This window comes from Pseudomonas sp. Pseusp49, from assembly GCF_059491875.1.
In genome coordinates this window covers 1390405-1414780 of record NZ_CP168514.1, presented here as the reverse complement: position 1 = coordinate 1414780, position 24376 = coordinate 1390405, and the positions used below count along the sequence as shown (strand labels likewise).

The 24376-nt window shown below is 61.0% G+C and carries 28 protein-coding genes; 7 read left to right on the top strand and 21 right to left on the bottom strand.

The features are described from left to right. Positions 1 to 28 precede the first annotated feature (28 nt). Positions 29 to 916 carry a dihydrodipicolinate synthase family protein gene (locus ACEN83_RS06190; protein WP_495579775.1) on the top strand — a complete coding sequence of 296 codons (888 nt, stop codon included), beginning with the start codon at positions 29 to 31 and terminating at the stop codon, positions 914 to 916. Positions 917 to 1050: 134 nt separating this feature from the next. Here the strand turns inward: ACEN83_RS06190 and ACEN83_RS06185 are convergent, their stop codons facing one another. From ACEN83_RS06185 to ACEN83_RS06175, 3 genes are all read right to left on the bottom strand, one after another. Next, positions 1051 to 1395, bottom strand: a complete 345-nt coding sequence (locus ACEN83_RS06185; RefSeq protein ID WP_495579774.1) for a YegP family protein — start codon at positions 1393 to 1395, stop codon at positions 1051 to 1053. A 164-nt stretch (positions 1396 to 1559) separates the two neighbouring features. Then, positions 1560 to 1865 carry a ribbon-helix-helix domain-containing protein gene (locus tag ACEN83_RS06180; protein ID WP_110662480.1) on the bottom strand — a complete coding sequence of 102 codons (306 nt, stop codon included), beginning with the start codon at positions 1863 to 1865 and terminating at the stop codon, positions 1560 to 1562. 14 nt (positions 1866 to 1879) lie between these two features. Continuing rightward, complete coding sequence (locus ACEN83_RS06175; RefSeq protein WP_007976750.1) at positions 1880 to 2461, bottom strand: DJ-1/PfpI family protein; 582 nt, start codon at positions 2459 to 2461, stop codon at positions 1880 to 1882. A gap of 339 nt (positions 2462 to 2800) precedes the next feature. Between ACEN83_RS06175 and ACEN83_RS06170 the strand changes: the two genes are divergently transcribed. After that, complete coding sequence (locus ACEN83_RS06170) at positions 2801 to 3775, top strand: DMT family transporter (protein ID WP_495579773.1); 975 nt, start codon at positions 2801 to 2803, stop codon at positions 3773 to 3775. Here the strand turns inward: ACEN83_RS06170 and ACEN83_RS06165 are convergent. From ACEN83_RS06165 to ACEN83_RS06155, 3 genes are all read right to left on the bottom strand, one after another. After that, on the bottom strand, positions 3766 to 4980 hold the full coding sequence (locus ACEN83_RS06165) for a class I SAM-dependent methyltransferase (RefSeq protein WP_495579772.1): 1215 nt from the start codon (positions 4978 to 4980) through the stop codon (positions 3766 to 3768). The two genes, ACEN83_RS06170 and ACEN83_RS06165, sit on opposite strands and share 10 nt — an antisense overlap. A gap of 132 nt (positions 4981 to 5112) precedes the next feature. Next, positions 5113 to 5475 carry a hypothetical protein gene (locus tag ACEN83_RS06160; protein WP_495579771.1) on the bottom strand — a complete coding sequence of 121 codons (363 nt, stop codon included), beginning with the start codon at positions 5473 to 5475 and terminating at the stop codon, positions 5113 to 5115. 2 nt (positions 5476 to 5477) lie between these two features. Next, positions 5478 to 5756 (bottom strand): Ogr/Delta-like zinc finger protein, encoded by a 279-nt coding sequence (locus tag ACEN83_RS06155; RefSeq protein ID WP_007976743.1) that lies wholly within the window; start codon positions 5754 to 5756, stop codon positions 5478 to 5480. Between the two features lie 300 nt (positions 5757 to 6056). Between ACEN83_RS06155 and ACEN83_RS06150 the strand changes: the two genes are divergently transcribed. Then, entirely contained in the window at positions 6057 to 6482 is a 426-nt protein-coding gene (locus tag ACEN83_RS06150) for a helix-turn-helix domain-containing protein (RefSeq protein ID WP_495579770.1), read from the top strand. 76 nt (positions 6483 to 6558) lie between these two features. On the opposite strand, the gene ACEN83_RS06145 is transcribed toward ACEN83_RS06150, so the two are convergent. The 5 genes from ACEN83_RS06145 to ACEN83_RS06125 form a co-directional block, all read right to left on the bottom strand. Then, positions 6559 to 6915, bottom strand: coding sequence for a putative holin (locus tag ACEN83_RS06145; protein ID WP_218476915.1), 357 nt, complete (start codon positions 6913 to 6915; stop codon positions 6559 to 6561). Beyond that, positions 6902 to 7204, bottom strand: coding sequence for a helix-turn-helix domain-containing protein (locus ACEN83_RS06140; RefSeq protein WP_116580194.1), 303 nt, complete (start codon positions 7202 to 7204; stop codon positions 6902 to 6904). Before ACEN83_RS06140 ends, ACEN83_RS06145 begins: the two co-directional genes overlap by 14 nt. A gap of 129 nt (positions 7205 to 7333) precedes the next feature. Then, positions 7334 to 7951: a TPM domain-containing protein gene (locus tag ACEN83_RS06135; protein WP_116580193.1), complete on the bottom strand. Its 618-nt coding sequence runs from the start codon at positions 7949 to 7951 to the stop codon at positions 7334 to 7336. 28 nt (positions 7952 to 7979) lie between these two features. Continuing rightward, positions 7980 to 8735: a TPM domain-containing protein gene (locus tag ACEN83_RS06130; protein WP_116580192.1), complete on the bottom strand. Its 756-nt coding sequence runs from the start codon at positions 8733 to 8735 to the stop codon at positions 7980 to 7982. Between the two features lie 122 nt (positions 8736 to 8857). Further along, positions 8858 to 9463, bottom strand: coding sequence for a LemA family protein (locus ACEN83_RS06125; RefSeq protein WP_116580384.1), 606 nt, complete (start codon positions 9461 to 9463; stop codon positions 8858 to 8860). 262 nt (positions 9464 to 9725) lie between these two features. On the opposite strand from ACEN83_RS06125, the gene bglX reads away from it, so the two are divergent. After that, positions 9726 to 12017 carry a beta-glucosidase BglX gene (bglX, locus tag ACEN83_RS06120; RefSeq protein WP_495579769.1) on the top strand — a complete coding sequence of 764 codons (2292 nt, stop codon included), beginning with the start codon at positions 9726 to 9728 and terminating at the stop codon, positions 12015 to 12017. Between the two features lie 142 nt (positions 12018 to 12159). On the opposite strand, the gene ACEN83_RS06115 is transcribed toward bglX, so the two are convergent. The 9 genes from ACEN83_RS06115 to ACEN83_RS06075 form a co-directional block, all read right to left on the bottom strand. Next, positions 12160 to 13317: a phospholipase D-like domain-containing protein gene (locus ACEN83_RS06115; RefSeq protein ID WP_116580190.1), complete on the bottom strand. Its 1158-nt coding sequence runs from the start codon at positions 13315 to 13317 to the stop codon at positions 12160 to 12162. A 1-nt stretch (position 13318) separates the two neighbouring features. Continuing rightward, on the bottom strand, positions 13319 to 13909 hold the full coding sequence (locus tag ACEN83_RS06110; protein ID WP_495579768.1) for a YceI family protein: 591 nt from the start codon (positions 13907 to 13909) through the stop codon (positions 13319 to 13321). Positions 13910 to 14012: 103 nt separating this feature from the next. After that, entirely contained in the window at positions 14013 to 14783 is a 771-nt protein-coding gene (locus ACEN83_RS06105; protein ID WP_116580188.1) for an IclR family transcriptional regulator, read from the bottom strand. Positions 14784 to 14852: 69 nt separating this feature from the next. Further along, complete coding sequence (locus ACEN83_RS06100) at positions 14853 to 16301, bottom strand: amidase (protein WP_495579767.1); 1449 nt, start codon at positions 16299 to 16301, stop codon at positions 14853 to 14855. Further along, positions 16298 to 17608, bottom strand: coding sequence for a citrate-proton symporter (locus ACEN83_RS06095; protein ID WP_218485615.1), 1311 nt, complete (start codon positions 17606 to 17608; stop codon positions 16298 to 16300). Before ACEN83_RS06095 ends, ACEN83_RS06100 begins: the two co-directional genes overlap by 4 nt. Positions 17609 to 17691: 83 nt before the next feature. Then, positions 17692 to 18867: a M20 aminoacylase family protein gene (locus ACEN83_RS06090; protein WP_495579766.1), complete on the bottom strand. Its 1176-nt coding sequence runs from the start codon at positions 18865 to 18867 to the stop codon at positions 17692 to 17694. Positions 18868 to 19020: 153 nt separating this feature from the next. Further along, the gene (locus ACEN83_RS06085; protein ID WP_495579765.1) at positions 19021 to 19344 is read right to left on the bottom strand and encodes an amidase; all 324 of its coding nucleotides are present in this window, start codon (positions 19342 to 19344) and stop codon (positions 19021 to 19023) included. Next, positions 19341 to 20435 carry a serine hydrolase domain-containing protein gene (locus ACEN83_RS06080; RefSeq protein WP_495579764.1) on the bottom strand — a complete coding sequence of 365 codons (1095 nt, stop codon included), beginning with the start codon at positions 20433 to 20435 and terminating at the stop codon, positions 19341 to 19343. Before ACEN83_RS06080 ends, ACEN83_RS06085 begins: the two co-directional genes overlap by 4 nt. A gap of 155 nt (positions 20436 to 20590) precedes the next feature. Continuing rightward, the gene (locus ACEN83_RS06075) at positions 20591 to 21469 is read right to left on the bottom strand and encodes an acyl-CoA dehydrogenase family protein (RefSeq protein WP_495579763.1); all 879 of its coding nucleotides are present in this window, start codon (positions 21467 to 21469) and stop codon (positions 20591 to 20593) included. A gap of 155 nt (positions 21470 to 21624) precedes the next feature. On the opposite strand from ACEN83_RS06075, the gene olsB reads away from it, so the two are divergent. After that, positions 21625 to 22380, top strand: a complete 756-nt coding sequence (gene olsB, locus ACEN83_RS06070; protein ID WP_007976720.1) for an L-ornithine N(alpha)-acyltransferase — start codon at positions 21625 to 21627, stop codon at positions 22378 to 22380. After that, entirely contained in the window at positions 22380 to 23174 is a 795-nt protein-coding gene (locus tag ACEN83_RS06065) for a lysophospholipid acyltransferase family protein (RefSeq protein ID WP_495579762.1), read from the top strand. The genes olsB and ACEN83_RS06065 overlap by 1 nt, the downstream gene beginning before the upstream one ends. 105 nt (positions 23175 to 23279) lie before the next feature. On the opposite strand, the gene ACEN83_RS06060 is transcribed toward ACEN83_RS06065, so the two are convergent. Continuing rightward, positions 23280 to 23849 carry an acyl carrier protein phosphodiesterase gene (locus ACEN83_RS06060; protein ID WP_495579761.1) on the bottom strand — a complete coding sequence of 190 codons (570 nt, stop codon included), beginning with the start codon at positions 23847 to 23849 and terminating at the stop codon, positions 23280 to 23282. Between the two features lie 170 nt (positions 23850 to 24019). On the opposite strand from ACEN83_RS06060, the gene ACEN83_RS06055 reads away from it, so the two are divergent. Next, complete coding sequence (locus tag ACEN83_RS06055; RefSeq protein WP_007983055.1) at positions 24020 to 24322, top strand: ArsR/SmtB family transcription factor; 303 nt, start codon at positions 24020 to 24022, stop codon at positions 24320 to 24322. Positions 24323 to 24376: the final 54 nt, after the last annotated feature.

Sequence of the window (24376 nt, the reverse complement as noted above, 5' to 3'; positions counted from 1 at the left end):
CCCAGACCTTTTTGAACGGAGAGACACCATGTCCAGCGCAAACATTCACGGCATCATCGGCTACACCATCACCCCTTTCACCGCCCATGGCGAAGGCGTTGACCTGGACGCCCTCGGACGCTCCATCAACCGCCTGATCGAGAGCGGCGTGCACGCCATCGCACCGCTGGGCAGCACCGGTGAAGGTGCCTACCTGAGCGACGCGGAGTGGGATCAGGTCAGCGAATTCAGTATCAGGCACGTGGCCAAACGCGTGCCGACCGTCGTCAGCGTGTCCGACCTGACCACCGCCAAAGCGGTGCGTCGTGCGCGCTTCGCCGAAGCCCATGGCGCCGATGTGGTGATGGTGCTGCCCGCGTCCTACTGGAAACTCAGTGAAGCGGAAATCCTTGCCCATTACCGCGCCATCGGCGACAGCATCGGCGTGCCGATCATGCTCTACAACAACCCGGCCACCAGCGGCACCGATATGTCGGTGGACCTGATCCTGCGCATCGTCAAGGCCGTGGAAAACGTAACCATGGTCAAGGAGAGCACCGGCGATATCCAGCGCATGCATCAACTGCAACGTCTCGGCGACGGCCAGGTGCCGTTCTATAACGGCTGCAATCCGTTGGCCCTGGAGGCCTTTGCCGCTGGCGCGAAAGGCTGGTGCACCGCTGCGCCGAACCTCATTCCGCAGCTCAATCTGGATTTGTATGAAGCGGTGCTGGCCAACGATTTGGCCAAGGCCCGGGAGCTGTTCTACCGCCAGTTGCCACTGCTGGATTTCATCCTCAAGGGTGGCTTGCCGGCGACGATCAAGGCGGGTTTGCGGGCAACGGGTCTGGAGGTGGGGGATCCACGGTTGCCGGTGTTCCCGTTGGGTGAGGCGGGTTGTGCTCAGTTGCAAGAGCTGTTGAAAACCCTGCGCTGATTCTCAGCCACACACAAAACCAAAAAATGTGGGAGCGGGCTTGCTCGCGAAGAGGCCGTCACATTCAGCATATTTATTGAATGTTGCACCGTCTTCGCGAGCAAGCCCGCTCCCACAGGGGATGTGCGTTGATCTCAAAGCACCGGCAGCGTCTTGTCCTTGACCACCTTGGTCGGGCCGTTGGCCTTCACGCTGGCGATACCTTTCTCCATGGCGGCGTCGGAGGAATAGGTTTCGCTGCTGCCGATGATCTCGTGGTTACCCGCCTTGAGGTTGAAATACGGGTGGCCGTCCTTGGTGGTTTTTTTCTCGTAGCGCTCACCCAGCGGGCTGTTGGCCTGGACCGAGGCGATGCCTTTGTCGGCGGCGGCGTGGGTGGTGTACAGCTCGCTGGTCAGTATGGTCTCGGCGTTGGCGGCCTTGAGGACAAACCTGAACTGGCCATTGCTGCTTTTGCTCACTTCATACCATCCGGACATGCTGTTTCTCCTTGGCGATTGAGAGGTTGCGCGCTTCACAGTAAAGACCAGCCCCTGGCTTCTGTCGCCTGTACCGGCCCCTTCGCGAGCAAGCCCGCTCCCACAGGGATCATATTGAACCTGTGGGAGCGGGCTTGCTCGCGAAGGGGCCGACGCAGTTTTGACTACTTCACCACTGCCCGCACCACCGACAACTCCGGCGCCTGCGTCCGCCGCTGGCTCAGATACCGCGTACAGCTCACCCGCAGGAACGAAGCAAAATTGACCACCTCGCCGCGATAGTCCATCACCTCTTCATACAGCTTGGCGATCAACTGATTGGTGGTCATGCCGTCGACCTCGGCGATTTCGCTGAGGATGTCCCAGAACTGATTCTCCAGGCGCAGGGTGGTGACCACCCCGCAGATGCGCAGCGAGCGGGAGCGCGATTCGTAAAGAATCGGGTCGGCTTTGACGTACAGCTCGCACATGGACATGTCCCTCGTTACAGCGTGATTTTGGTACCCAGCAACCCCAGGAAACCGGCCAGCCAGTTCGGGTGCGCAGGCCAGGCCGGCGCCGTGGCCAGATTGCCCTGAACATGGCCGTCCGTCACCGGGATGTCGATATAGGTACCGCCCGCCAGGCGCACTTCCGGAGCGCAGGCCGGATAAGCGCTGCATTCGCGGCCTTCGAGAATACCCGCTGCCGCCAGCAACTGCGCGCCATGGCATACAGCGGCGATCGGCTTGCCGGCCTGGTCGAATGCGCGCACCAGTTCCAGGACCTTTTCGTTCAGGCGCAGATACTCCGGCGCACGGCCGCCCGGAATCAGCACCGCGTCATAATCGGCAGCGTTGACCTTGGCGAAGTCGAAGTTGAGGGCAAACAGGTGACCGGGCTTTTCGCTGTAGGTCTGGTCGCCTTCAAAGTCATGGATCGCCGTGCGCACGGTCTGGCCAGCGGTTTTGTCCGGACAAACGGCGTGCACCGTGTGACCGACCATCAGCAGCGCCTGGAACGGCACCATCACCTCATAGTCTTCGACGTAATCACCAACCAGCATCAGAATTTTTTTCGCAGCCATGGGGAGGACTCCTCTGGAAGTGGGCGTGCAGGAGTATTCAAGGTAGTCCTTATCCGGTGGGCCGGGTAACAACCGGCTACTACGAACACATACAACCCCGTAGGAGCTGCCGAAGGCTGCGATCTTTTGATCTTGATCTTGATCTTGATCTTCAGTGATCCGTTTAGCCGCGAATTTAAAAGCAAGATCAAAAGATCGCAGCCTTCGGCAGCTCCTACGCGGTGCTCGCATTACTCGCAAACTGTACGGATAACTCTGCACCTAGCTGTAACAGCTCGAAAGCCAGCATTTATGGCTAGATGAAGGCATCTCCCATCACCCACGATTCTGGTTGCCATCATGTCCTCGCGCGAAAACACCGGCATGGCCCTGGGCCTGCTCGGCGTTGTGATCTTCAGCCTCACCCTGCCCTTCACGCGGATCGTCGTGCAGGAACTCCACCCGTTGCTCAACGGTCTGGGCCGGGCAATGTTTGCGGCGGTTCCGGCGGCATTGCTGTTGCTCTGGCGCCGGGAAAAATGGCCGACCTGGAAGCAGGTCAAAGGCCTGACGCTGGTGATGGCCGGGGTGATCCTCGGTTTCCCGGTGTTGTCGGCCTGGGCCATGCAAACCTTGCCGGCGTCCCACGGTGCGCTGGTCAACGGCTTGCAGCCGTTGTGCGTGGCGCTGTACGCCGCGTGGTTGTCCCATGAACGACCTTCGAAAGCCTTCTGGGCCTGCGCCGCATTGGGCAGTGCGCTGGTGCTCGGTTATGCGCTGATCAGCGGTGCCGGCAGCATTCAGGCCGGTGACCTGCTGATGCTTGGCGCCATTGCCGTGGGCGGGCTGGGCTACGCCGAGGGAGGCCGACTGGCCAGGGAGATGGGCGGCTGGCAGGTGATCTGCTGGGCGCTGGTACTGTCGACGCCGCTGTTGATCGGCCCGGTGGTGTATCTGGCACTGCAACACCAGGGCGGGATTTCCGCCAGGACCTGGTGGGCCTTCGGTTATGTCTCGCTGTTTTCGCAGTTCATCGGCTTCTTCGCCTGGTACGCCGGGCTGGCCATGGGCGGCATTGCCCGGGTCAGCCAGATTCAGTTGCTGCAGATCTTCTTCACCATCGCCTTCTCGGCGTTGTTCTTCGGTGAACATGTGGAGCCGATCACCTGGCTGTTTGCCGGTGGGGTGATCGTGACAGTGATGCTGGGGCGCAAGACAGCGGTCAAACCCAGTGTGGGAGCGGGCTTGCTCGCGAATGCGGCGCCACATTCAACATCAATATCGACTGACCCAACGCCTTCGCGAGCAAGCCCGCTCCCACAGAATCAGAGGTAGCCGTCCGCGCGCAGCAACGTTTCCAGGCAATGCTCGCTGATGTGGTAGAAATCCTTCAGTTCCTGAATCTTCGCCAATAGCTGGGCCGGTTCCACCGGCTCGGCGCGCTTGACCGCCAGGATCATCTTGTTCTTGTTGGTGTGGTCCAGCGAGATGAACTCGAACACCTTGGTCTCGTAGCCGCAGGCCTCCAGGAACAACGCGCGCAAACTGTCGGTGACCATCTCCGCCTGCTGACCCAGGTGCAAGCCGTATTGCAGCATCGGCTTGAGCAGCGCCGGGCTCTGGATTTGCAGGCGGATCTGTTTGTGGCAGCACGGCGAGCACATGATGATCGAAGCACCGGAACGGATACCGGTGTGGATCGCATAGTCGGTGGCGATATCGCAGGCATGCAGGGCGATCATCACGTCCAGCTCGCTCGGTGCCACGCTGCGCACGTCACCGCACTTGAACACCAGGCCGGGGTGTTCAAGCCTGGCGGCTGCGGCGTTGCACAGGGTAACCATGTCTTCACGCAGCTCGACGCCGGTCACCTCGCCTTCGGCCTTCAAGGTGTTGCGCAGGTAATCGTGGATGGCGAAGGTCAGGTAACCCTTGCCCGAACCGAAGTCCGCCACGCGCACCGGTTTGTCCAGCGCCAGGGGTGACGAGGTCAGTGCATGGCTGAACACTTCGATGAACTTGTTGATCTGCTTCCACTTGCGCGACATCGCCGGGATCAGTTCATGCTGCTTGTTGGTCACTCCAAGGTCGGCGAGAAACGGCCGGCCCAGGTCAAGAAAACGGTTTTTCTCACGGTTGTGCTCGGCCGATGGCACTTCGCGCAATTGCTGAGGTTTGCTCTTGAACAGCGATGACTTGCCCTTTTTGCTGTATTCGAGCTGGGCTTCGTCGGTCAACGACAACAAATGCGCATTTTTGAACGACGCCGGCAGCAACCCGGCAATGCTCGCCACGCCTTCGGCCAGCGGCAGGTTCTTGGTGATATCGCGGGTCTTGTAGCGATAGACGAAAGACAGGCAAGGCTGCGCCTTGACCGTCACCGGCTTGATGATGATCCGCTGCAGGTCCGTTTCATCGCCCACATACTTGGCCAGCACCAGTTTGATGAACGCATTGTGCTCGAGGCTGGCTTGCAGCAGTTCGATGAACTGGGCGTGATGATCCGGCGCGAGGCTGGCGGGAGTGGCGGTGACGGACATGAAAAAACGGCCTCAGGCGATACAAATCGGAGAATGCCGGTATTTTAAGGGGGACGAGGACTTTGGGCACGGGGTTATTTTGTGGCAGGTCCCAGTCACGCAGCCCAGGACCTCGATACAAGCGTTGAAGCCTCAGGGTTCCACCAGGCGTAGCTTGCGATTGTTCGGTGAATTGATGATGTGTTTGACAATCAGTCCCACTGGCACTGCCCAGGTCAGGCCATTGGCAGGGTCCGTCACCACGGCGACCGTTTCGGAACTTGCATCGATGTCCAGGCGCCGACGGTCGTTGCACGACTTGAGTACGCCATAGGCACGGCTAACCAACCTTTCCGCCAGGAACATCGGTACATCCATATTCTGCAGATGCTTCACCGCGCGACAAAACAGGACTTGATCATCGATCCCCCCTTCACTTTCATGACGCCCCAGAAACGCCTGGGCAATAGCCAATAGCTCCTCATTCAAATCTGCATTTTCATTGATGACCTTCATGCTCACGTCTCCTGCGACACTTCTGTCGTGCCAGGACTGACGGCAACAGGCCGGGAGGCACGGCGCAAATCGGGTCCGGCGCAAGGCAGGCGTACGGCCGGATTGGGCATGCCACTGGGCGAAAGCTCATGGGTCATTTCAAATTCGGCACGTACGGACCAACCGCAAGCTTCCGACGTGCATTGCAGATACGCCACCCGCAGGAAAATATGTCGGCCTTCGCTGGTGCGGATGCGCATCCGGCTCAAGCAGTGCGGGCACACCATTTTATAAGTACTCATGCTTGAATCCCGAGGGTCATTGGGTGGCAATCAACCTGATCAAACGCAATACTGCTTGAGGCGTTCATCGCGGCGCTCCGGGCTTGCGAACAGTGTCTGCCAGGCATAAGGAACTGCTTCGGGCAGACGCGTAATGGGGTCGAGCCATGCTCGTAGGAAATCACCCTGATACCATTAGGAAGTTTCGACATCGTATTCTTCTGACTCATCTTTGATGATTGATTACTTACAAGAAAAAAAGTACTCATTACGCATAAATTAGGCACTCAAAAAGCATATGTCAAAAGGAAGAGGCTCAAATTGCGTAGCAAAAAATCACAAGCTGTTCTGGCTCGTCTAAAGCAAGTTACCGGCACAAAAACCGATGCTTCTTTATCTTCCGCACTACAGATCAGTCCACAAACCCTTAGTAGCTGGCGAGGCCGCGACAGCACACCATACTCATTATGCGTAGAAATCGCGCAAACCCGGGGAATATCCCTTGACTGGTTGTTGCTGGGCGAAGGGCCGATTCTGAGGCAAGCAGTTACTGATTCTTCGCAGACCGCTCAGGAAAGCACGACACGGGAAAACACCATTCTCGCGCTCTGGCGAATGCTCGATGAAAACGATCGCGGCGCCATACAAAACGCACTCGAGGAAAAACAACGACTGCGTGATATGGAACTCAGGCTTTCCGAAATGGCCGCTATCCTGGCAACACTCAAACCTTCGAATGAAACCTGATGAACGGTGTCATCCGAAGTTGCATGGCTTCAAGAAACGCCCGTCCCGGTTATCAAGGCAATCCCATTCACGATCCTCATCTTCGTCCTCTCAGGTGTCGAATGATTTCGCCGATACCGGCACCATCGATCCATTGCATGAATTTGATGCTGATAGGAATAACGATCAGCGCGCAAAGAAAGGCCGTTACACCCTCTGTCAGGAATGGCGCCAGTGGATGTGCGACAGGCGTAAAGAGGTAACCGACGCCCGCAGACAGCAACCAGGAACCGATGCGCTGCCAGGCCTTGAAGCTGGTGCGTGTGGTGGTGACCAGCCACGCGCCGAGCATCGCACCGAACAGTACCTCGCCATTGACCACTGGCAGCGTTGCAATGCCCATTCCCAACATGAGCCCATTGATACCGTTGTAGGCCGAATCAGTCAGGCTCATGCGCACCTCGCGCAACAACCGAGTCCACCTGGATCGCTCCCGACTCGATCGCCCTGAGCAATGCGCACGTGCGCGAGCTGACGTCGAACTTTCGGCGAATATTGGCGAAGTGAAAGTTGACGGTAGATTCCGTGCAATTCTCGATCCTGGCGATTTCCCAGGAAGTTTTGCCCTTGAAACACCACATCAGGATTTGCGTTTCTTTCGCCGTCAGTTTCGCCTTGGGCTTACTTCCCTCAGCGCCCTTGGCTGCCTGTGCCAAAGAGTCAATCGATTGTCGGGTTGCCATAAGAATCCCTCTTCGCGGGAACGCCCGTCGCTGGGCGTCCACTGTTGGAGAGAAATACTGACGACAAGGCCGAACCCGGACAATTGGCGGGAGTTGTAGCGGCGAGCGCTACACAACACCTGAGAGGACTTAGCCGAGTACCACCAAGCGGTTCGGCAGTTCATTGCGTACATGGGTCACGGGCACGTGCACCTTGAGCAGCTCGCCGCAGGCTTCGACGCAGCTGACAAAACCCTGCAACGTCTGCCCCTGCTTCACCTGTTGGGTGAAGGTGGCGACGATGGCATCCCAGTTCTTGTTGTCCAGACGACGGGAAATGCCTTCATCCACCAGAATCTCCACATAACGCTCGGCTTCGGAGACGAAAATCAGTACACCGGTGCTGCCTTCGGTGTGGTGCAGGTTCTGCTCCAGGAACTGCCGGCGCGCCAGGTTCGAGGCGCGCCAGTGGCGCACCGAGCGCGGGACCAGATGGGTAGTGACTTTCGGCAGACGGAACACCAGGCACAGGACGATGAAGATGGCCCATTGCACCAGCAGCAGGCTGTGCATGGTCAGCCAGCCGGTGAGGTAATGCACGATGCCCGGCACCAGCAGCGCCAGCAGGCTGGCCCACAGCAACGGGATGTACGCATAGTCGTCGGCGCGGGCCGCGAGCACGGTCACCAGCTCTGCGTCGGTGTCGCGCTCGACCCGGGCGATTGCCTCGGCGACTTTGCGTTGTTCGTGTTCAGTCAGTAATGCCATGTCGTGAAATGCCTGCTCATTTTTATTATCACCAGCCGCCGGACGAACCGCCCCCGCCGAAACTGCCTCCACCGCCGCTGAAGCCTCCACCTCCACCGCCGCCGCCAAACCCGCCACCGCCAAAGCCGCCCCCGGATCCTCCGGAGCCGCCCCGGCCGGCGGGAAGGATACCGAGCATCTGACACACAAAAACAGTCAGGATGAACAGCATCACCAAAAACACCAGCAACCCGGGATGCCGCGAGACAAAATCGTCCCCTGGATCGCCTCTGGATTCATACGCCGTGGAGGGTTCGTCCAGGGGATTGCCACCCAGCACCACCAGCATCGCCGCCACGCCGTCGCTGATGCCTTTACTGAAGTTGCCGGTCTTGAATGCCGGGGTGATGACCTGGTTGATGATCACTGAACTCTGGGCGTCGGTCAGGCGATCCTCCAGGCCATAGCCGACTTCGATACGCAATCGGCGCTCGTTCCGGGCGACGATCAGCAGGGCGCCGTTGTTCTTGTCCTTCTGCCCGATCCCCCAGTGGCGGCCGAGCTGGTAACCGAAGTCGGCGATGTCGGTGCCCTGCAGGTCCGGCAACGTCACGACCACAAGCTGCTCTCCGGTGGCCTGTTCATGGGCCTGAAGCTGTTGGTTGAGCTGCTCGCGCACCACGGGCTCGATCATCTGCGCGTTGTCGACCACCCGCCCGGTCAGCGCCGGAAAACTCAGTTCGGCCCGGGCCGTGATCGCCACCACCCACAACAACAGCATCAGGCCCGCTTTCAACACGCGCATTGGCTACCTCTTCCATCCCGAACCTGGTCTGTAGGAGCTGCCGCAGGCTGCGATCTTTTGATCTTGCTTCTACAAAATAAAGTCAAAAGATCGCAGCCTTCGGCAGCTCCTACAGGGTTGCTTCAGAATTTGACTTGCGGGGCCTTTTCCGAGCCCGGCGTGGCTTCGAAGGTCTCACGCACCGGCAGGTCGCTGTACATCACCGTGTGCCACAGGCGACCGGGAAAGGTGCGGATCTCGGTGTTGTATTTCTGCACCGCGAGGATGAAATCGCGCCGGGCCACGCTGATGCGGTTCTCGGTGCCTTCGAGCTGCGATTGCAGGGCGAGGAAGTTCTGGTTGGCCTTGAGGTCCGGATAACGCTCGGAGACCACCATCAAACGGCTCAAGGCGCCACTGAGCTGATCCTGAGCCTGTTGGTACTGCTTGAGTTTTTCCGGGTTGTCGAGGGTCGAGGCATCCACCTGGATCGACGTCGCCTTGGCCCGGGCCTCAATGACCGCGGTCAGGGTCTCTTCTTCATGTTTTGCGTAGCCCTTGACCGTTTCCACCAGGTTGGGAATCAGGTCGGCGCGCCGCTGATACTGGTTCTGCACCTGGCCCCAGGCGGCCTTGGCCTGTTCGTCGAGGGTCGGGATGTTGTTGATGCCGCAGGCGGTCAGCAACGTGGCCAGCATCAGCAGCGTGACGACCTGCAAACGCGAGCGGTAGGTTGGACTTGCATTCATCAGGATGTCGCTCCCTTGTACATTCATGAAAAAACCGACCGTGAAACCTTCTGGGCCGGCTCTTGGGGCATAATCGCCCGCGCCTCTGGATTGCAACGGGCCGATGGGCTAAAAAGAGGCCCTGCGCGAAAACGCATCCGCCACCTGGCTGTCGTTTTTTGGCTCTGATTTTTTGAGCCCGCACCCGAACAACAATAGACGCTCCCTAAATTTTGGCTGGCCGGCGTGCATATCGCCGTTTGGGCCCTTGAGAAAACTATTCATGAAGAAGCTGTGTTTGCTGGGCCTGTTCGTCAGCCTGGCCAGTCATAACGTATTGGCCGCCACGACGCCCGCACCCCTGGAGAACAAGGAAGCCTTCGTCAGCAACCTGATGAAGCAAATGACCCTCGATGAAAAAATCGGCCAGTTGCGCCTGATCAGCATCGGCCCGGAAATGCCTCGCGAAATGATCCGCAAGGAAATCGCAGCGGGCAACATCGGCGGTACGTTCAACTCGATCACCCGTCCGGAAAACCGGCCGATGCAGGACGCCGCCATGCGCAGCCGCCTGAAGATCCCGATGTTCTTCGCCTACGACGTGATCCACGGCCACCGCACCATTTTCCCGATCCCGCTGGCCCTGGCCTCGAGTTGGGACATGGATGCCATTGGCCTGTCCGGGCGCATCGCCGCCAAGGAAGCCGCGGCTGACAGCCTCGACATCACCTTCGCGCCGATGGTCGACATCTCCCGCGACCCGCGTTGGGGCCGTACTTCCGAAGGCTTCGGCGAAGATACGTATCTCGTGTCGCGCATTGCCGGCGTGATGGTCAAGGCGTTCCAGGGTACTGGCGCGAACGCGGCCGACAGCATCATGGCCAGCGTCAAGCACTTCGCCCTGTACGGCGCGGTCGAGGGTGGCCGCGACTACAACGTGGTCGACATGAGCCCGGTGAAGATGTACCAGGACTACCTGCCACCGTACCGCGCCGCCATCGATGCCGGCGCTGGCGGGGTCATGGTCGCGCTGAACTCGATCAACGGCGTGCCGGCCACCGCCAACACCTGGCTGATGAACGACCTGCTGCGCAAGGAATGGGGCTTCAAGGGCCTGGCCGTCAGCGACCACGGGGCGATTTTCGAGCTGATCAAGCATGGCGTTGCCGCCGACGGTCGCGAAGCGGCGAAGCTGGCGATCAAGGCCGGCATCCACATGAGCATGAACGACACCCTGTACGGCAAAGAGTTGCCAGGGCTGCTGAAGTCCGGCGAGATCCAGCAGAGCGACATCGACAACGCCGTGCGTGCGGTGCTCGATGCCAAGTACGACATGGGCCTGTTCAAGGATCCGTACCTGCGCATCGGCAAGGCCGAGGACGATCCGGTCGACACCTACGCCGACAGCCGCCTGCACCGCGCCGAGGCCCGTGATGTGGCACGCCGCAGCCAGGTGTTGCTGAAGAACCAGAACCAGACCCTGCCGCTGAAGAAGACCGCGAAAATCGCGCTGGTCGGTCCGCTGGCCAAGGCGCCCATCGACATGATGGGCAGTTGGGCCGCCGCGGGTAAGCCTGCGCAGTCCGTCACCCTGTTCGACGGCATGACCAACGCACTGGGCGATAAATCGACGCTGATCTATGCCCGTGGCGCCAACATCACCAGCGACCCGAAAATCCTCGGCTACCTGAACTTCCTCAACTTCGACGCCCCGGAAGTGGTGGATGACCCGCGCCCGGCGAACGTGCTGATCGACGAAGCGGTGAAAGCGGCCAAGGATGCGGATGTCGTCGTTGCCGCCGTTGGCGAATCCCGTGGCATGTCCCACGAATCGTCGAGCCGCACCGACCTGAACATCCCGGAAAACCAGCGCGAGCTGATCCGTGCCCTGAAAGCCACCGGCAAACCGCTGGTGCTGGTGTTGATGAACGGTCGCCCACTGACGATCCTCGAAGAGAAAGAACAGGCTGACGCGATCCTCGAAACCTGGTTCACCGGCACCGAAGGCGGCAACGCCATTGCCGACGTGCTGTTCGGCGACTACAACCCGTCGGGCAAACTGCCGATCAGCATCCCGCGTTCGGTCGGCCAGATTCCGACCTACTACAACCACCTGACCATTGGCCGGCCGTTCACCCCGGGCAAGCCGGGCAACTACACCTCGCAGTACTTCGATGACACCACAGGTCCCCTCTACCCGTTCGGCTATGGCCTGAGCTACACCGAGTTCAGCCTGAGCGACATGGCCCTGTCGTCGACCACGCTGAACAAGACCGGCAAGCTCGACGCCAGTGTCACGGTGAAAAACACCGGCAAGCGCGACGGTGAAACCGTGGTGCAGTTGTACATCCAGGACGTGGCAGGCTCGATGATCCGTCCGATCAAGGAACTGAAGAACTTCCAGAAAGTGATGATCAAGGCCGGCGAACAGAAGGTCGTGCACTTCACCATCACCGAGGATGACCTGAAGTTCTACAACACCCAGCTCAAATACGCGGCGGAGCCGGGCAAGTTCAACGTGCAGATCGGCCTGGATTCAGAGGACGTGACGCAGCAGAGTTTTGAGTTGCTGTAAACCCGGCAACAACGCAATACAAATGTGGGAGCGGGCTTGCTCGCGAAGACGGAGTGTCAGTCAATGATGATGTCGACTGACAGACCGCTTTCGCGAGCAAGCCCGCTCCCACATTAGGTTTCTGGTGTTTGAAGGATTGGGATCAACCGCGTCGATCCAGCAGATTCACCACCACCCGATCCACCCATCCCCACACCCGCTGCTTGACCCGTTTCCACAGTGGTCGGCGCTTCCATTCCTCCAGGCTGACTTGCTCGCTCAACCCGAAATCCCGTTCGAAACTCGCCGCCACCGCTCGGGTCAATCCGGGGTCCAGTGCTTCCAGGTTGGCTTCCAGGTTGAAGCGCAGGTTCCAGTGATCGAAGTTGCACGAACCGATGCTCACCCAGTCGTCGATCAGGACCATTTTCAGGTGCAGGAAACACGGCTGGTATTCGTAGATCTTCACCCCGGCCTTGAGCAGTCGCGGGTAGTAGCGATGCCCGGCGTAGCGCACGGAGGGGTGATCGGTACGCGGGCCAGTGAGCAGCAAGCGCACATCCACGCCGCGGGCAGCCGCCCGGCGCAGGGAACGGCGGACTTTCCAGGTCGGCAGAAAGTACGGCGTGGCCAGCCAGATCCGTCGTTGACCGCTGTTCAGGGCGCGCACCAGCGATTGCAGAATGTCTCGGTGTTGACGGGCGTCGGCATAGGCCACCCGGCCCATGCCCTCGCCACTGGACGGTACACGGGGTAACCGCGGCAAGCCGAAATGCGAGGCCGGCCGCCAGGCGCGGCGATGGCGGTTGGCGATCCACTGACGATCGAACAGCAGCTGCCAATCGAGCACCAGCGGGCCGGTGATTTCCACCATCACTTCGTGCCATTCGCTGACGTCTTCGCCCGGCGTCCAGAACTCATCGGTGACGCCCGTGCCGCCGACCACGGCCAGGCTCTGGTCCACCAGCAACAATTTACGGTGATCGCGGTAGAAGTTGCCGACCCAGCGTCGCCAGCTCAGGCGATTGTAGAAACGCAGCTCCACCCCGGCGGCCATCAGTCGCTGGCGCAAGGCCAGGGTGAAGGCGAGGCTGCCGTAATCATCGAACAGACAGCGCACCCGCACACCGCGCTCGGCGGCCTGCACCAATGCCTGGACCATGGCTTCGGCGCAAGCGCCCGCCTCCACCAGATACAGCTCCAGCTCCACCTGTTCTTCTGCGCGGGCAATCGCCACCAGCATGCGCGGAAAAAACTGCGGGCCATCGATCAGCAGTTCGAAGTGGTTGCCTTCGCGCCAGGGAAAAATCGCTCCAGCCATGTCAACGCGCCGTAAAAATCAGCACCGCACCCACCGGCACCGAAAGACTGATGGCCGAGAGGCCGGCCATTTTGCGCAACGTTTCCAGACCCGGTGCCAGATCGAAATCCTCGGCGTTGACCACCAGCGGTTCGAGGGTCACCACCTGGAAGCGCCGGTCATCGAGACGGGTGGCCAGCAGTTCGGCCTGATACTCGTGTTGCCTGCCGTGCAGGTCGACCATCAGCGGCAGGCGCAATTCCAGCTGCGCACCGGGAGCGAGGTCGTTGATCGGGCGCAGATCGATTTTCGTGGTGATCAAGGCGTCGGGGAACCGCTCGACCTGGAACAGCTCCTTGCGCATGCGCTCATCGCGCAACGGGATGCCGCTGTTGATCGACTCCAGTTCGACTTCCACCTGCGCCAGCCCCTGGGGGTCGACCTTGCCGTGCAGCACCAGAAAGCGCTGCACTTCGGAAACATTGGCGTTTTTGGTGCTGACAAACGACAGGCGTGAAGATTCGCCATCGAGGTACCAGTCGGCGCGGGCCGACAATGCAGCACCCGTCAGCAGCAGAAAAACGAGGGATCGGAGGGCGGAGCGCTTGAACATAGAGACTCGTAAGGCAGAGAAACCTGTGCTGAACCTTAACCGGCCTGCCACAGGTTGCAAGAAATGTGTTGCCTTGAGTCTCTAAACCACCACAAGTTCCAATTCAGGCCATCGCCTGCTGCACATTGCCAATGGTCGTGGCCAGGCTGTTGAGGTGCAGGTTGAGTACTCGCTCCACCGGCGCCTGATCCATCGGCCAGTGCAGCGCCATGCTGCCGACCAGGCGGCCATCGGTGCGGATCGGCAGGGCCACCGCGCGAATCAGGAACGGCAGGCGCACCGGATACTCCCAGTAACCCTCGGTGCGCTGGCCGAAGCCTTGATGCAATGCCTGCTCAGTGGTGTTGAACAGGGACTCGTCCGTCATTCGCTCACGGCTGGCCAGACGCTCCACTTCATGGCTGTCCAGCTCGCCAAGGCAGGCCCGCCCCATGGCCGAATGGAACAGGCTGGCGTGCTGGCCGACGATCTGGCAGTTGTTCGGGTATCGCTTGCGCAGCACCGTCGGGATCGCGCTTTCCATGACTTCGATCCGCTCGCCGTCAAAGCACGACAGGTCCGCCACCAACCCGGTGCGCTCACTCAACTCCAGCAACAGCGGCGCGGCGTTTTCCACCAGACGCCGCTTGAAGCGCTGCTGACTGTCACCAAACAGGCGCTTGGCGCACAAGCGATAACGCCGGTCGCTCAGGCCGCGATAGATCCAGCCCTGCTCCTGCAAGGTCAGCAACATGCGCGACACCGTGGCCTTGGGCAGGCTCGTCAGGTAGTGCAACTCCTCCAGCCCCAAAGCCTGATGCTCACCCAGCAACTCGACAATCGCCAGGGCGCGCTCGACGGAACGCACGCTACCGGTTTCTGCCTTGCTCTCCATAGGTTCGATCTCCCTAAGCGCAGATGGATGATCACTTTGCGCAGCAAGATGCGGGCCTGTCCGCTGGGCTCACGCATTTTGCAGACAACCGGGCGGGCAGCGCTTGACCCATTGAGTCAACTGCTCATGGGCATACGCCAGTTGTAAAACCGCAAGGTCAGCCTGGGCCCGCCCCATGATTTGCAGGCCCATCGGCAGTCCGGCGGGGTTGAACCCCACCGGCACACTCATGCTCGGCAACCCGGCCAGGGTCGGCCCGATCACCACTTCCATCCAGCGGTGGTAGGTGTCCATGGCGTGCCCGCCAACAACGCGCGGCCAAGGGGTTTGTGCATCAAAAGGAAACACTTGGGCGGTGGGCAACAACAGGAAGTCGTAACGATCGAACAATTCGTTCAGTGCTCGATACCACTCGCTGCGACTGACCGAGGCCTGATAGACATCCGCCGCCGTCAGACGCAACCCGCCCTCGACTTCCCATCGGGCTTCGGGTTTGAGGTGTTCGCGTTTTTGCGCATCGGCATACAACCCGCCGAGGCTGCCTTGCACCAGCCAGTGGCGATGCACCAGCCAGGTTTGCCACAGGCGTTCCATGGAGAAATCCGGCTGGCAGGCCTCGACCTTGCAACCCAGCGTGGCGAAGTCCTGCAACGCCGATTCACACAGGCTCATGACACCGGGCTCCATCGGCAGGTAGCCGTTGTAGTCCCCCAGCCAGCCGAGCCGCACATCCCTGAAATCCTGCTGCAACGACTGGTGAAATATCCCCGGATCTTCAGTCAGCGACAACGGCACACGCGGATCGTACCCGGCCTGGGTGCCGAGCAAACGGGCAACATCGGTGACCGTACGGCCCATCGGTCCTTCGGTGGCCAGTTGCTGGACAAACATCTCAGGTCCGGGCCCGAACGGCACACGCCCCAGGGACGGACGCAATCCATAGACGTTGTTGAACGCCGCCGGATTGCGCAGCGAACCCATCATGTCGCTGCCGTCGGCCACCGGCAGCATGCGCAACGCCAGCGCCACCGCCGCCCCGCCGCTACTGCCACCGGCAATCAAGGTCGGATCGTAGGCGTTGGTGGTGGTGCCGAACACGCTGTTGTAGGTTTGCGAGCCGAGGCCGAATTCCGGGACGTTGCTCTTGCCGATGATGATCGCCCCGCAGTCGCGCACCCGCGCCACGCTGATGGCGTCGTGTTGCGCAACCTGCTCGGCGAACAGCGGTGAGCCCATCGTGGTGCGCAAACCGGCGGTGGCCGCCAGGTCTTTGACCGCCTGCGGCATGCCGTGCATCCAGCCTCGGGACTGGCCCCGGTCGAGTTGGCGATCACACTCGTCGGCCTCTGCCAGTAATGCCTTGGCCGGGCGCAGGGACACCAGCGCATTGACCTGTGGATTGAAGCGTTCGATCTGCGCCAGATACGCCTGCATCACCTCGCGACAGGACACCTGCCGCCCATGAATGGCCCGGGACAGCGCATCGGCGTCCATTTCAACAATCGGATTGCTGCTCAAGGTTTCACCCCAAGATTGAGTTCAACGGATCTTTTTGCCCGCGGTGCTTCTTGCATGCAGTAGGTGCCGAGCAACGTCAGCAAGCAGGCGAACAACACGTAGAACGATGGCGCCACCGGAGTCGCCAGGACCTTGCTCAGCCAAGTGACGATCAGCGGCGCGAACCCGCCGAAGACCATGACCGCGACGTTGTAAGCCACCGACACACCGGTGGAACGCACTTCGATGGGGAACTGCTCGGCCAGCGCGGTCGGAGCCGGGCCGAAGAAACCGCCGATCGCACTGCACAGCAACAGTTGCATCACCAGCAAACGCTCCACCGACGGCGCCGCCGCCACCCACACGTACAAGGGATAAACCATCAGGAAAAACGCCAGGGTGAAGGCCATCAACACCGGGCGCCGGCCGAGTCGGTCCGACAGTGCGCCAGACAACGGAATGATCACGGTCATCAGCGCCACCGCGAGCATTTGCACCAGCAACACCTGATCCAGCGGCAGGCCGAGATTCTTGTGGGCAAAGGTTGGCATGTTCACCAGCACCACGTAGAACGACACGGTCGCGCCACAGGCCAGGCCCATGGACACCAGAATGCTGCGCGTGTGTTCGCGGAGCACTTGCATCAGGCTTGGGCTCGCGCCTTTGGCCTGTTTGCGTGCTTCGAGAAACTCCTCCGGTTCCTCCATGTGCTTGCGAATCCACAGCCCGACCGGGCCGATCAGCAAACCCAGCACAAACGGAATCCGCCAGCCCCAGCTCTCCAGTGCCTCAGGGGACAGCAGATGGGTGAACAATGCGACCATCGCCGCCCCGGAGAACACCGCCAGGCATTGCCCGACCAATTGCCACGAGCCGTACAAGCCCTTGCGGTGCGCCGGTGCGCTTTCCACCAGGAACGCCGTGGCGCTGGCGTATTCGCCGCCCGTGGCGAAGCCTTGCAGCATCCGCGCGACCACGATCAACAGTGGCGCACCCATGCCGATAGCGGCGTAGTTCGGTGCAAACGCAATCAGTGCGATGGAGACAGTCATCAGGCGAATGATCATCTGCATCGCCGCCTTGCGCCCTTTGCGGTCCGAATACATCCCCAGCAGGATGCCGCCCACCGGACGCATGAAGAAGCCGACGCCGAATGTCGCCAGGGCCATCAGCAAGGAGGCGTATTCGTCGTCAGAGGGGAAAAACTGCCGGGCGATGATGCTGGCCAGAAAGCCGTAAACGATGAAGTCATACCATTCCAGCGCGTTGCCGATAACCGCGGCGACCACCTGCCGGGTGCGCGAAACGCCTGTGCTCGAAGTCTGCATGGGGGGAACTCTCCAAAAACCTGTTGGGTAACGGCGGGCACGGCAGCGCGCACCCGGTCCGGCGGCAGTAGAAAGTGAGGAAATCAGGCCGGCTTGAGCCAGCTCTCGGTCAGTGCGCCCCAGTACGCGGCACCGGTCAGCAGGATGTCGTCGTTGAAGTCATACGCGGGATTGTGGACCATCGGCCGCGACACGCCATTGCCGATGAACAGGTAGGCGCCGGGGCAACGTTGCAGCATCCAGGCGAAGTCTTCGCTGCCCATGAGTTTGGGGGTATTGCCATCGACCGCATCGGCACCGACCAGATCAACGCCGACTTGCCTGGCGAATTCGGTTTCGGCTGCATGGTTGACCAGCACCGGGTAGGCCGGACGATGTTCGATGCGCGAACTGCAACCGAAACTCCGGACCTGGGATTCGATGATTGCGCGCACGCGTTCGAGGGTCTGTTCGCGCACTTGGGCATTCAGTGCCCGCAAGCTCAGGCGCAGGATTGCCTGTTGTGGAATGACGTTGGCCGCCTCCCCCGCCTGCAACGCGCCCACCGTGACCACCGCCGCCTGTTGCGCATCGATGTTGCGCGCGACCACGGTCTGCAGGGCCATGACCACGCTGGCCGCCGCCACCAGCGGATCGACTGCCAGATGCGGCATCGAACCGTGGCCGCCGACACCTTCGATGGTCACGTCAAGCAAATCCTGCGAGGCCATCATCGGCCCCTCACGAAAACCCAAATGGCCGGCGGGTAGCCCCGGCATGTTGTGCATGCCAAACAGCGCATCGCAGGGGAAACGTTCTAGCAGGCCATCGGCAAGCATCGCTTCGGCACCGCCCTGGCCCTCTTCGGCAGGCTGGAAAATCAACGTCAGGGTGCCGTCGAACTGGCGTGTCGCCGCCAGGTAGCGCGCCGCGCCCAGCAGCATCGTGGTGTGGCCGTCATGCCCACAGGCGTGCATGCAACCCTGATGCTGGCTGCTGTAGATTGCACCGGTGTTCTCGATGATCGGCAGCGCATCCATGTCCGCCCGCAAACCGAGTCTGCGCGGGCTACTGCCATTACGCAGCACGCCGACTACACCGGTCTTGCCGATACCGGTGTGCACCTCGTAGCCCCAATCCGCCAGGGATTTGGCCACCAGCGCCGAGGTGCGGTTTTCCTCGAAGCCGAGTTCCGGGTGGGCGTGGATGTCCTGGCGGGTGGCGTGCAGATCGCTGGCCACGTCGTTGAGCCAGGCAAGGATGTGCTGATATCGGGTCATGACGATTGTCCTCGGGCCGGGTGTAGTCCCGTTCTTGTTGTTCGCAGTGATTTCGCGACACGTCAAAGGCAGGTCGCGCTCACCGCCAGATAACCGCGAGTCGCGCGCCAGGACAATCGAATGTGGTTCCACAGAGTGGAACCTGAAGGGATATCAGGGCTGCAAGCGGCAGCCCTGGCGCTCGCTGACCCACACCGCGCCGTTGCTGCGACCCATGCCGCTGACCGTGACACGCTTGCCGGTCGGGTCATCGGTAAGGCCGCTGGCGGGCAGCCACTGTTTCACATAACCGTGGCAGTACTCGGTGTCATTGTTCATCACGTAGCGGCACGAACAGTATTCCTTGGCGGTGTAGGCGCTGATGATGTCGGGGAACGCCCACAGCGCCACCCGCTCGTGCCAGATCCAGCCGAGCAAGGCGATCAGCACAATCAGCAATAGCGAACTGACCGGTCGACGACGGATGAACCCGGTCATGGCTGCACCTTCCCGGCAAAGGCCTTGAGCGCGAGCCTGAGCAATTCGTTGTGCCGGTAACTGCCGTCGCGGTCATCGCCGTAGCGGACGATCACCAGCTGTTCACTGGGGATCACATACATCGCCTGCCCCCAATGCCCCAGCGCCGCGAAGGTATCGGCGGGGGCATCGGGCCAGGGTTGTGCCGCGCCCTCAACCGCTCGATTGAGCCACCAGTGGCCGCCGGGGACGGCATCGTCTTCGTGGGCATGATAGCGAGCGAACGGCTCGCGGTTGAACGCCACCCAGTCCTTGGGTAGCAGCTGCCTGTCTCCCCAGCGCCCCTCGCGGGCCATCAACAGACCGACCCGGGCCAGATCCCGTGCCGTCAGGTAGGCATAGGACGACGCGACGAACGTGCCGGCGGCATCGGTTTCCCAAACGGCGTGGCGAATGCCCAGCGGTTCGAACACTGCAGTCCATGGATAGTCGGGATAGGGGTCGGGGCCGACGATGGTTTTCAGCGCGGCGGACAACAGGTTGCTGTCGCCGCTGGAGTAGCGGAATACCTGACCCGGCGCTGCGTACGCAGCATGCGCCGCAGTGAACGCGGCCATGTCGTGGTGCCCGCGGGTGTAGAGCATGGCCACCACCGAAGATTTCAGCGGGGCGTATTCGTAGTCCTCCTGCCAGTCCAGGCCCGAGGCCCAGTGCAGCAAGTCAGCCATGGTCATGTCGGGATGTTTTTGCAGGGGCGGATAAAACTTCGCCACCGGGTCACCGAGTTTGAACAAGCCTTCGCCATAGGCCATGCCGAGGACCGTAGCCATCAGGCTCTTGCTGATCGACCAGGTCAGGTGCGGCGTCTCGGCCGTCGTCGGGCCGGCATAGCCTTCGTAGAGCAACTGGCCGTCGCGGATCACCAGCAAGGCATCGGTGCGAATGCCCTGGCGAGTGCTGTCATCGCGGGACGGGAAGGCGTAGGCCTCCAACGCTTGAAGCGCCGGGCCGGTCGGCGTCTGGGTGGTCGGCCATTGCTCGGCGGGCCAGTTTTCAGCCTGGGCCGTGAGGCTGAGCAACAGCAGGAAAATCAGGGACAAGCCTTTGGGCATGGCGGGGGCTCACAGGGAATAACCGGGTCAGCCTAGCCCAATTAAATGACACTCACGCGACCCCTGTAGGAGCTGCCGAAGGCTGCGATCTTTTGATCTTGCTTTTAAAAACAAAGTCAAAAGATCGCAGCCTTCGGCAGCTCCTACAAGGATCGTCAAAGGCCTGCCAGTGCCTTGGCCAACCTCTTCCCCCGGGCTCCCGCCGCCAGATCCATCACCGCTCGATCGCGCTGCCACATCGCCGCCCACTCCGGGGGCCCACCGGCCAGGGCCTCATTCACCTCAGTCTTGAGCGCGTCAAACTGCGCGAACAACCCGCCAAGCACCACATGCCCGGCCAGACTGCTCGGTGGCTGGCGGCTGGTTTCCGCGCACCCTGCCAAAAGCCCCAGCAGACGCAATTGCAAGGATGGCGGCCAGGCACAGTCCTGGCCGACCCCATGCAGCCACGCCGTCATGGCACTCAGTACATAGATGTCTTCCAGCGTGCGGAACGGTTTGACGTACGCATCCCAGCCGTCCCCGGCGAGCAATTCGCACAAGGCATTATCCAGAAACAGCCGGCCGTGGCTGATGTCCGGCATCAACGGAATCGGCGCCAGTTTTTCCACTCGCACACCCGGCTCATCGCGATAGATCACCGCCAGGCTCAAGCGCGGATCGGTGCCGGGCTCCTCGCTGCGTGCCGCCACCAGCAACCAGTCGGCGGCATCGCCGGCGGTGACGAAATCCTTGCGTCCGCTCAGGCGCAAACCGCTCAGGCGGGTCTGCATGTCGGCCGGGCGCAGGCTGCGCTGTTCGGTGGCGCACAACGCGCCGAGGCTCAGTGGCGCGCTCGGCCAGAGCATGCGCAATGCCGCTTGATACCCCACCAGAAACGCCAGCCCCGGCGTCGCCATCCGCCGCCCGCCCAGCACGGCCAATTCAAACGGCGTGACCGTGCCCAACTGCTGCAACAAGGTCGCGAAACCTTCGGCAAGGTCCGGGTTGGCGGGCAAGCGATCACGGCGGTTCAACAGGGTTTGCCAGGGCATAAGAGGCTCCTCGAGGGCTGTCATATAAGCATCACCAAAGCTTAATGGCGATGACACCGGGGCTACATAGCCTGACTTTGCACAACACGGCTAGACAAAGAAAGTCGATTCGCTGTAGCCCAAAGACGGGTGAGCAGCCCGCACGGAGATTCGCCATGACTCAGATCGCCCGCATCAGCGACACCGCCAACGAACGCCGCCTGCAAGCCGAACGCCTGGTGGGCGCCGAGGCGCTGCAGGAAGCCCAGGCCTTGCGTTTCAACGTGTTCAGCGGCGAATTCAACGCCAAGCTCAAGGGCGCTGAACTGGGTCTGGACATGGATGACTACGACGTCCACTGCGCCCACATCGGCGTGCGTGACTTGAACACCGGGCGCCTGGTGGCGACCACCCGTTTGCTCGACCACACGGCTGCCAGCAGCCTGGGCAAATTCTACAGCGAAGAAGAATTCAGCCTCCACGGCCTGGTGCACCTGCAAGGCCCGATCCTGGAAATCGGTCGCACCTGCGTCGACCCGGCCTACCGCAACGGCGGCACCATCGCCGTGCTCTGGGGCGAACTGGCCGAAGTCCTGAACCAGGGCGGCTACAGCTACCTGATGGGCTGCGCGAGCATTCCGATGCAGGATGGCGGCGTGCAGGCCCATGCGATCATGCAGCGTCTGCGCGAACGCTACCTGTGCACCGAACACCTGCGCGCAGAGCCGAAAAACCCGCTGCCAAGCCTGGACATCCCGTCCAACGTAATCGCCGAAATGCCACCGCTGCTCAAGGCCTACATGCGCCTGGGCGCGAAGATCTGCGGCGAGCCGTGCTGGGACGAAGACTTCCAGGTCGCCGACGTGTTCATCCTGCTCAAGCGCGACGAACTCTGCCCGCGCTACGCCAAACACTTCAAGGCGGCTGTGTAATGAGCCGGTTGCGGGTGTACGCGCGAATCGCGCGAGTGCTGATGGTGGTGACGCTGGGCCTGGGCATGGCCAGTGTGTTCGGCGTGTTCGAACGCCTGGGCCTGGCCCATTCGATGGCGCGTCGTCAGCGCTGGTCGCGATTTTTCATGGCCCGCCTGGGCAACGCCCTGCCCTTTGACGTGACCGTCCACGGCGAGCTGCCGAAGACACCGATGCTCTGGGTCAGCAACCATGTGTCCTGGACCGACATTCCGTTACTGGGCATGCTCACGCCGCTGTCGTTCCTGTCCAAGGCCGAAGTGCGCACCTGGCCGGTGGCCGGTTGGTTGGCGGCCAAGGCCGGCAGCCTGTTCATCCGTCGCGGCTCGGGTGACAGCCAGTTGATCCGCAAGCAGATGACCCGCCATCTGGAACAGGCCTACCCACTGCTGATGTTCCCGGAAGGCACCACCACCGATGGCCGTGCGCTGCGCACCTTCCATGGTCGCCTGCTGTCCGCCGCCATCGACTCCGAAGTGGCGCTGCAGCCGGTGGCGATCCGTTATGTGCGTGACGGCGAGCCTTGCGCGCTGGCACCGTTCATTGGCGACGATGATCTGCTGTCGCACCTGATGCGCCTGTTCGCCAATGACCGTGGTGGCGTGGAGATTCATCTGCTCAAGCCAATCGCTTGTGAAGGCCGGGAGCGCGCGGCGCTGGCGTTCGAGGCGCAGCAGGCGGTGCAGAAGGCGTTGTTTGGGGAGGTGTCCAAACCGGTCGAGCCACGTCGTGCCGGCGAACTGATCGCCGCATAACACACCCCTGTAGGAGCTGCCGCAGGCTGCGATCTTTTGACTTTGATTTTTTAAAAACAAGATCAAAAGATCGCAGCCTGCGGCAGCTCCTACAGGAGATTTGTGTCAGCGGTTCTGCGCAAAATCCTGCAACTGCGGATAGAACAACCGAAAGTCCTCGCTCAACGGTTCATACAACTGCCGCAACTCCTGCATTGCCGCCGCCAGTTCCTCCGGCCGGGTCAGGCGCCGCGAGATCCCGCGCAACACCTGCTCCAGCACTTCGAATTCCTGATACGAGCCCAACCAGTCATTGGCCACCATGTGCGGCGCAATCTTCGCCAGCCGCTCCGGCAGTTGCCGCTCACTGGACAGCACGCGATAAACGTCCGAAGTGAACAGCTCCAGAGGCCGATCGGCATACAGCCTCCAATCCCGGGCCAGGCAATGGTCGAAAAACACGTCGAGCACGATCCCCGCATAGCGACGACGGGTCAGGGAGAAACGCGACAACGCGACATCCACCAGAGGATGGCGATCGGTGAACACGTCAATGCTGCGGTGCAACTGGATAGCCCCCTCGATGTCCGGAGCGAACTGCCCTTGCAGGCGTCCCTTGACGAAATCGCCATACAGACTGCCGAGCAATTGCCCGGGACGCTGGCCACCGAGGTGAAGATGTGCGAGATAGTTCATGGGCGCAGCTTAGCACTGCCCCCTTGTCTTGTTACACTCAACGTATCGTTATAACTCGATATACCGAAATGTGAGCTGGTCAGAGCCAAATCATATTTGTATATCGCGAAATACCGATTTAAAGTTCGCCTCATCGCGATATAGCGTTTTACACATCACGAGCCCACATCATGACCATCAATCTCGACGAAATAATAAAAGCCCTGGCACACCCAGTACGGCGAGAAATCCTGCACTGGCTCAAGGACCCGACCGTCGAATTTCCCGACCAGTCCCACAGCAACGAGCACGGCGTTTGCGCCGGGCAGATCGATCAACGTTGCGGCCTGTCGCAGTCCACGGTGTCGGCACACCTGGCGACCCTGCAACGCGCCGGCCTGATCAGCAGCCGCAAAGTCGGCCAGTGGCATTTTTTCAAACGCAATGAGGAAACCATTCAGGAGTTCCTCAAAACCTTCAGTAAAGAGCTCTGACCCTGTGGGGGCGTTCTCAATTGGTTTTCATACAGCGCCGGGAAAACCAATTGA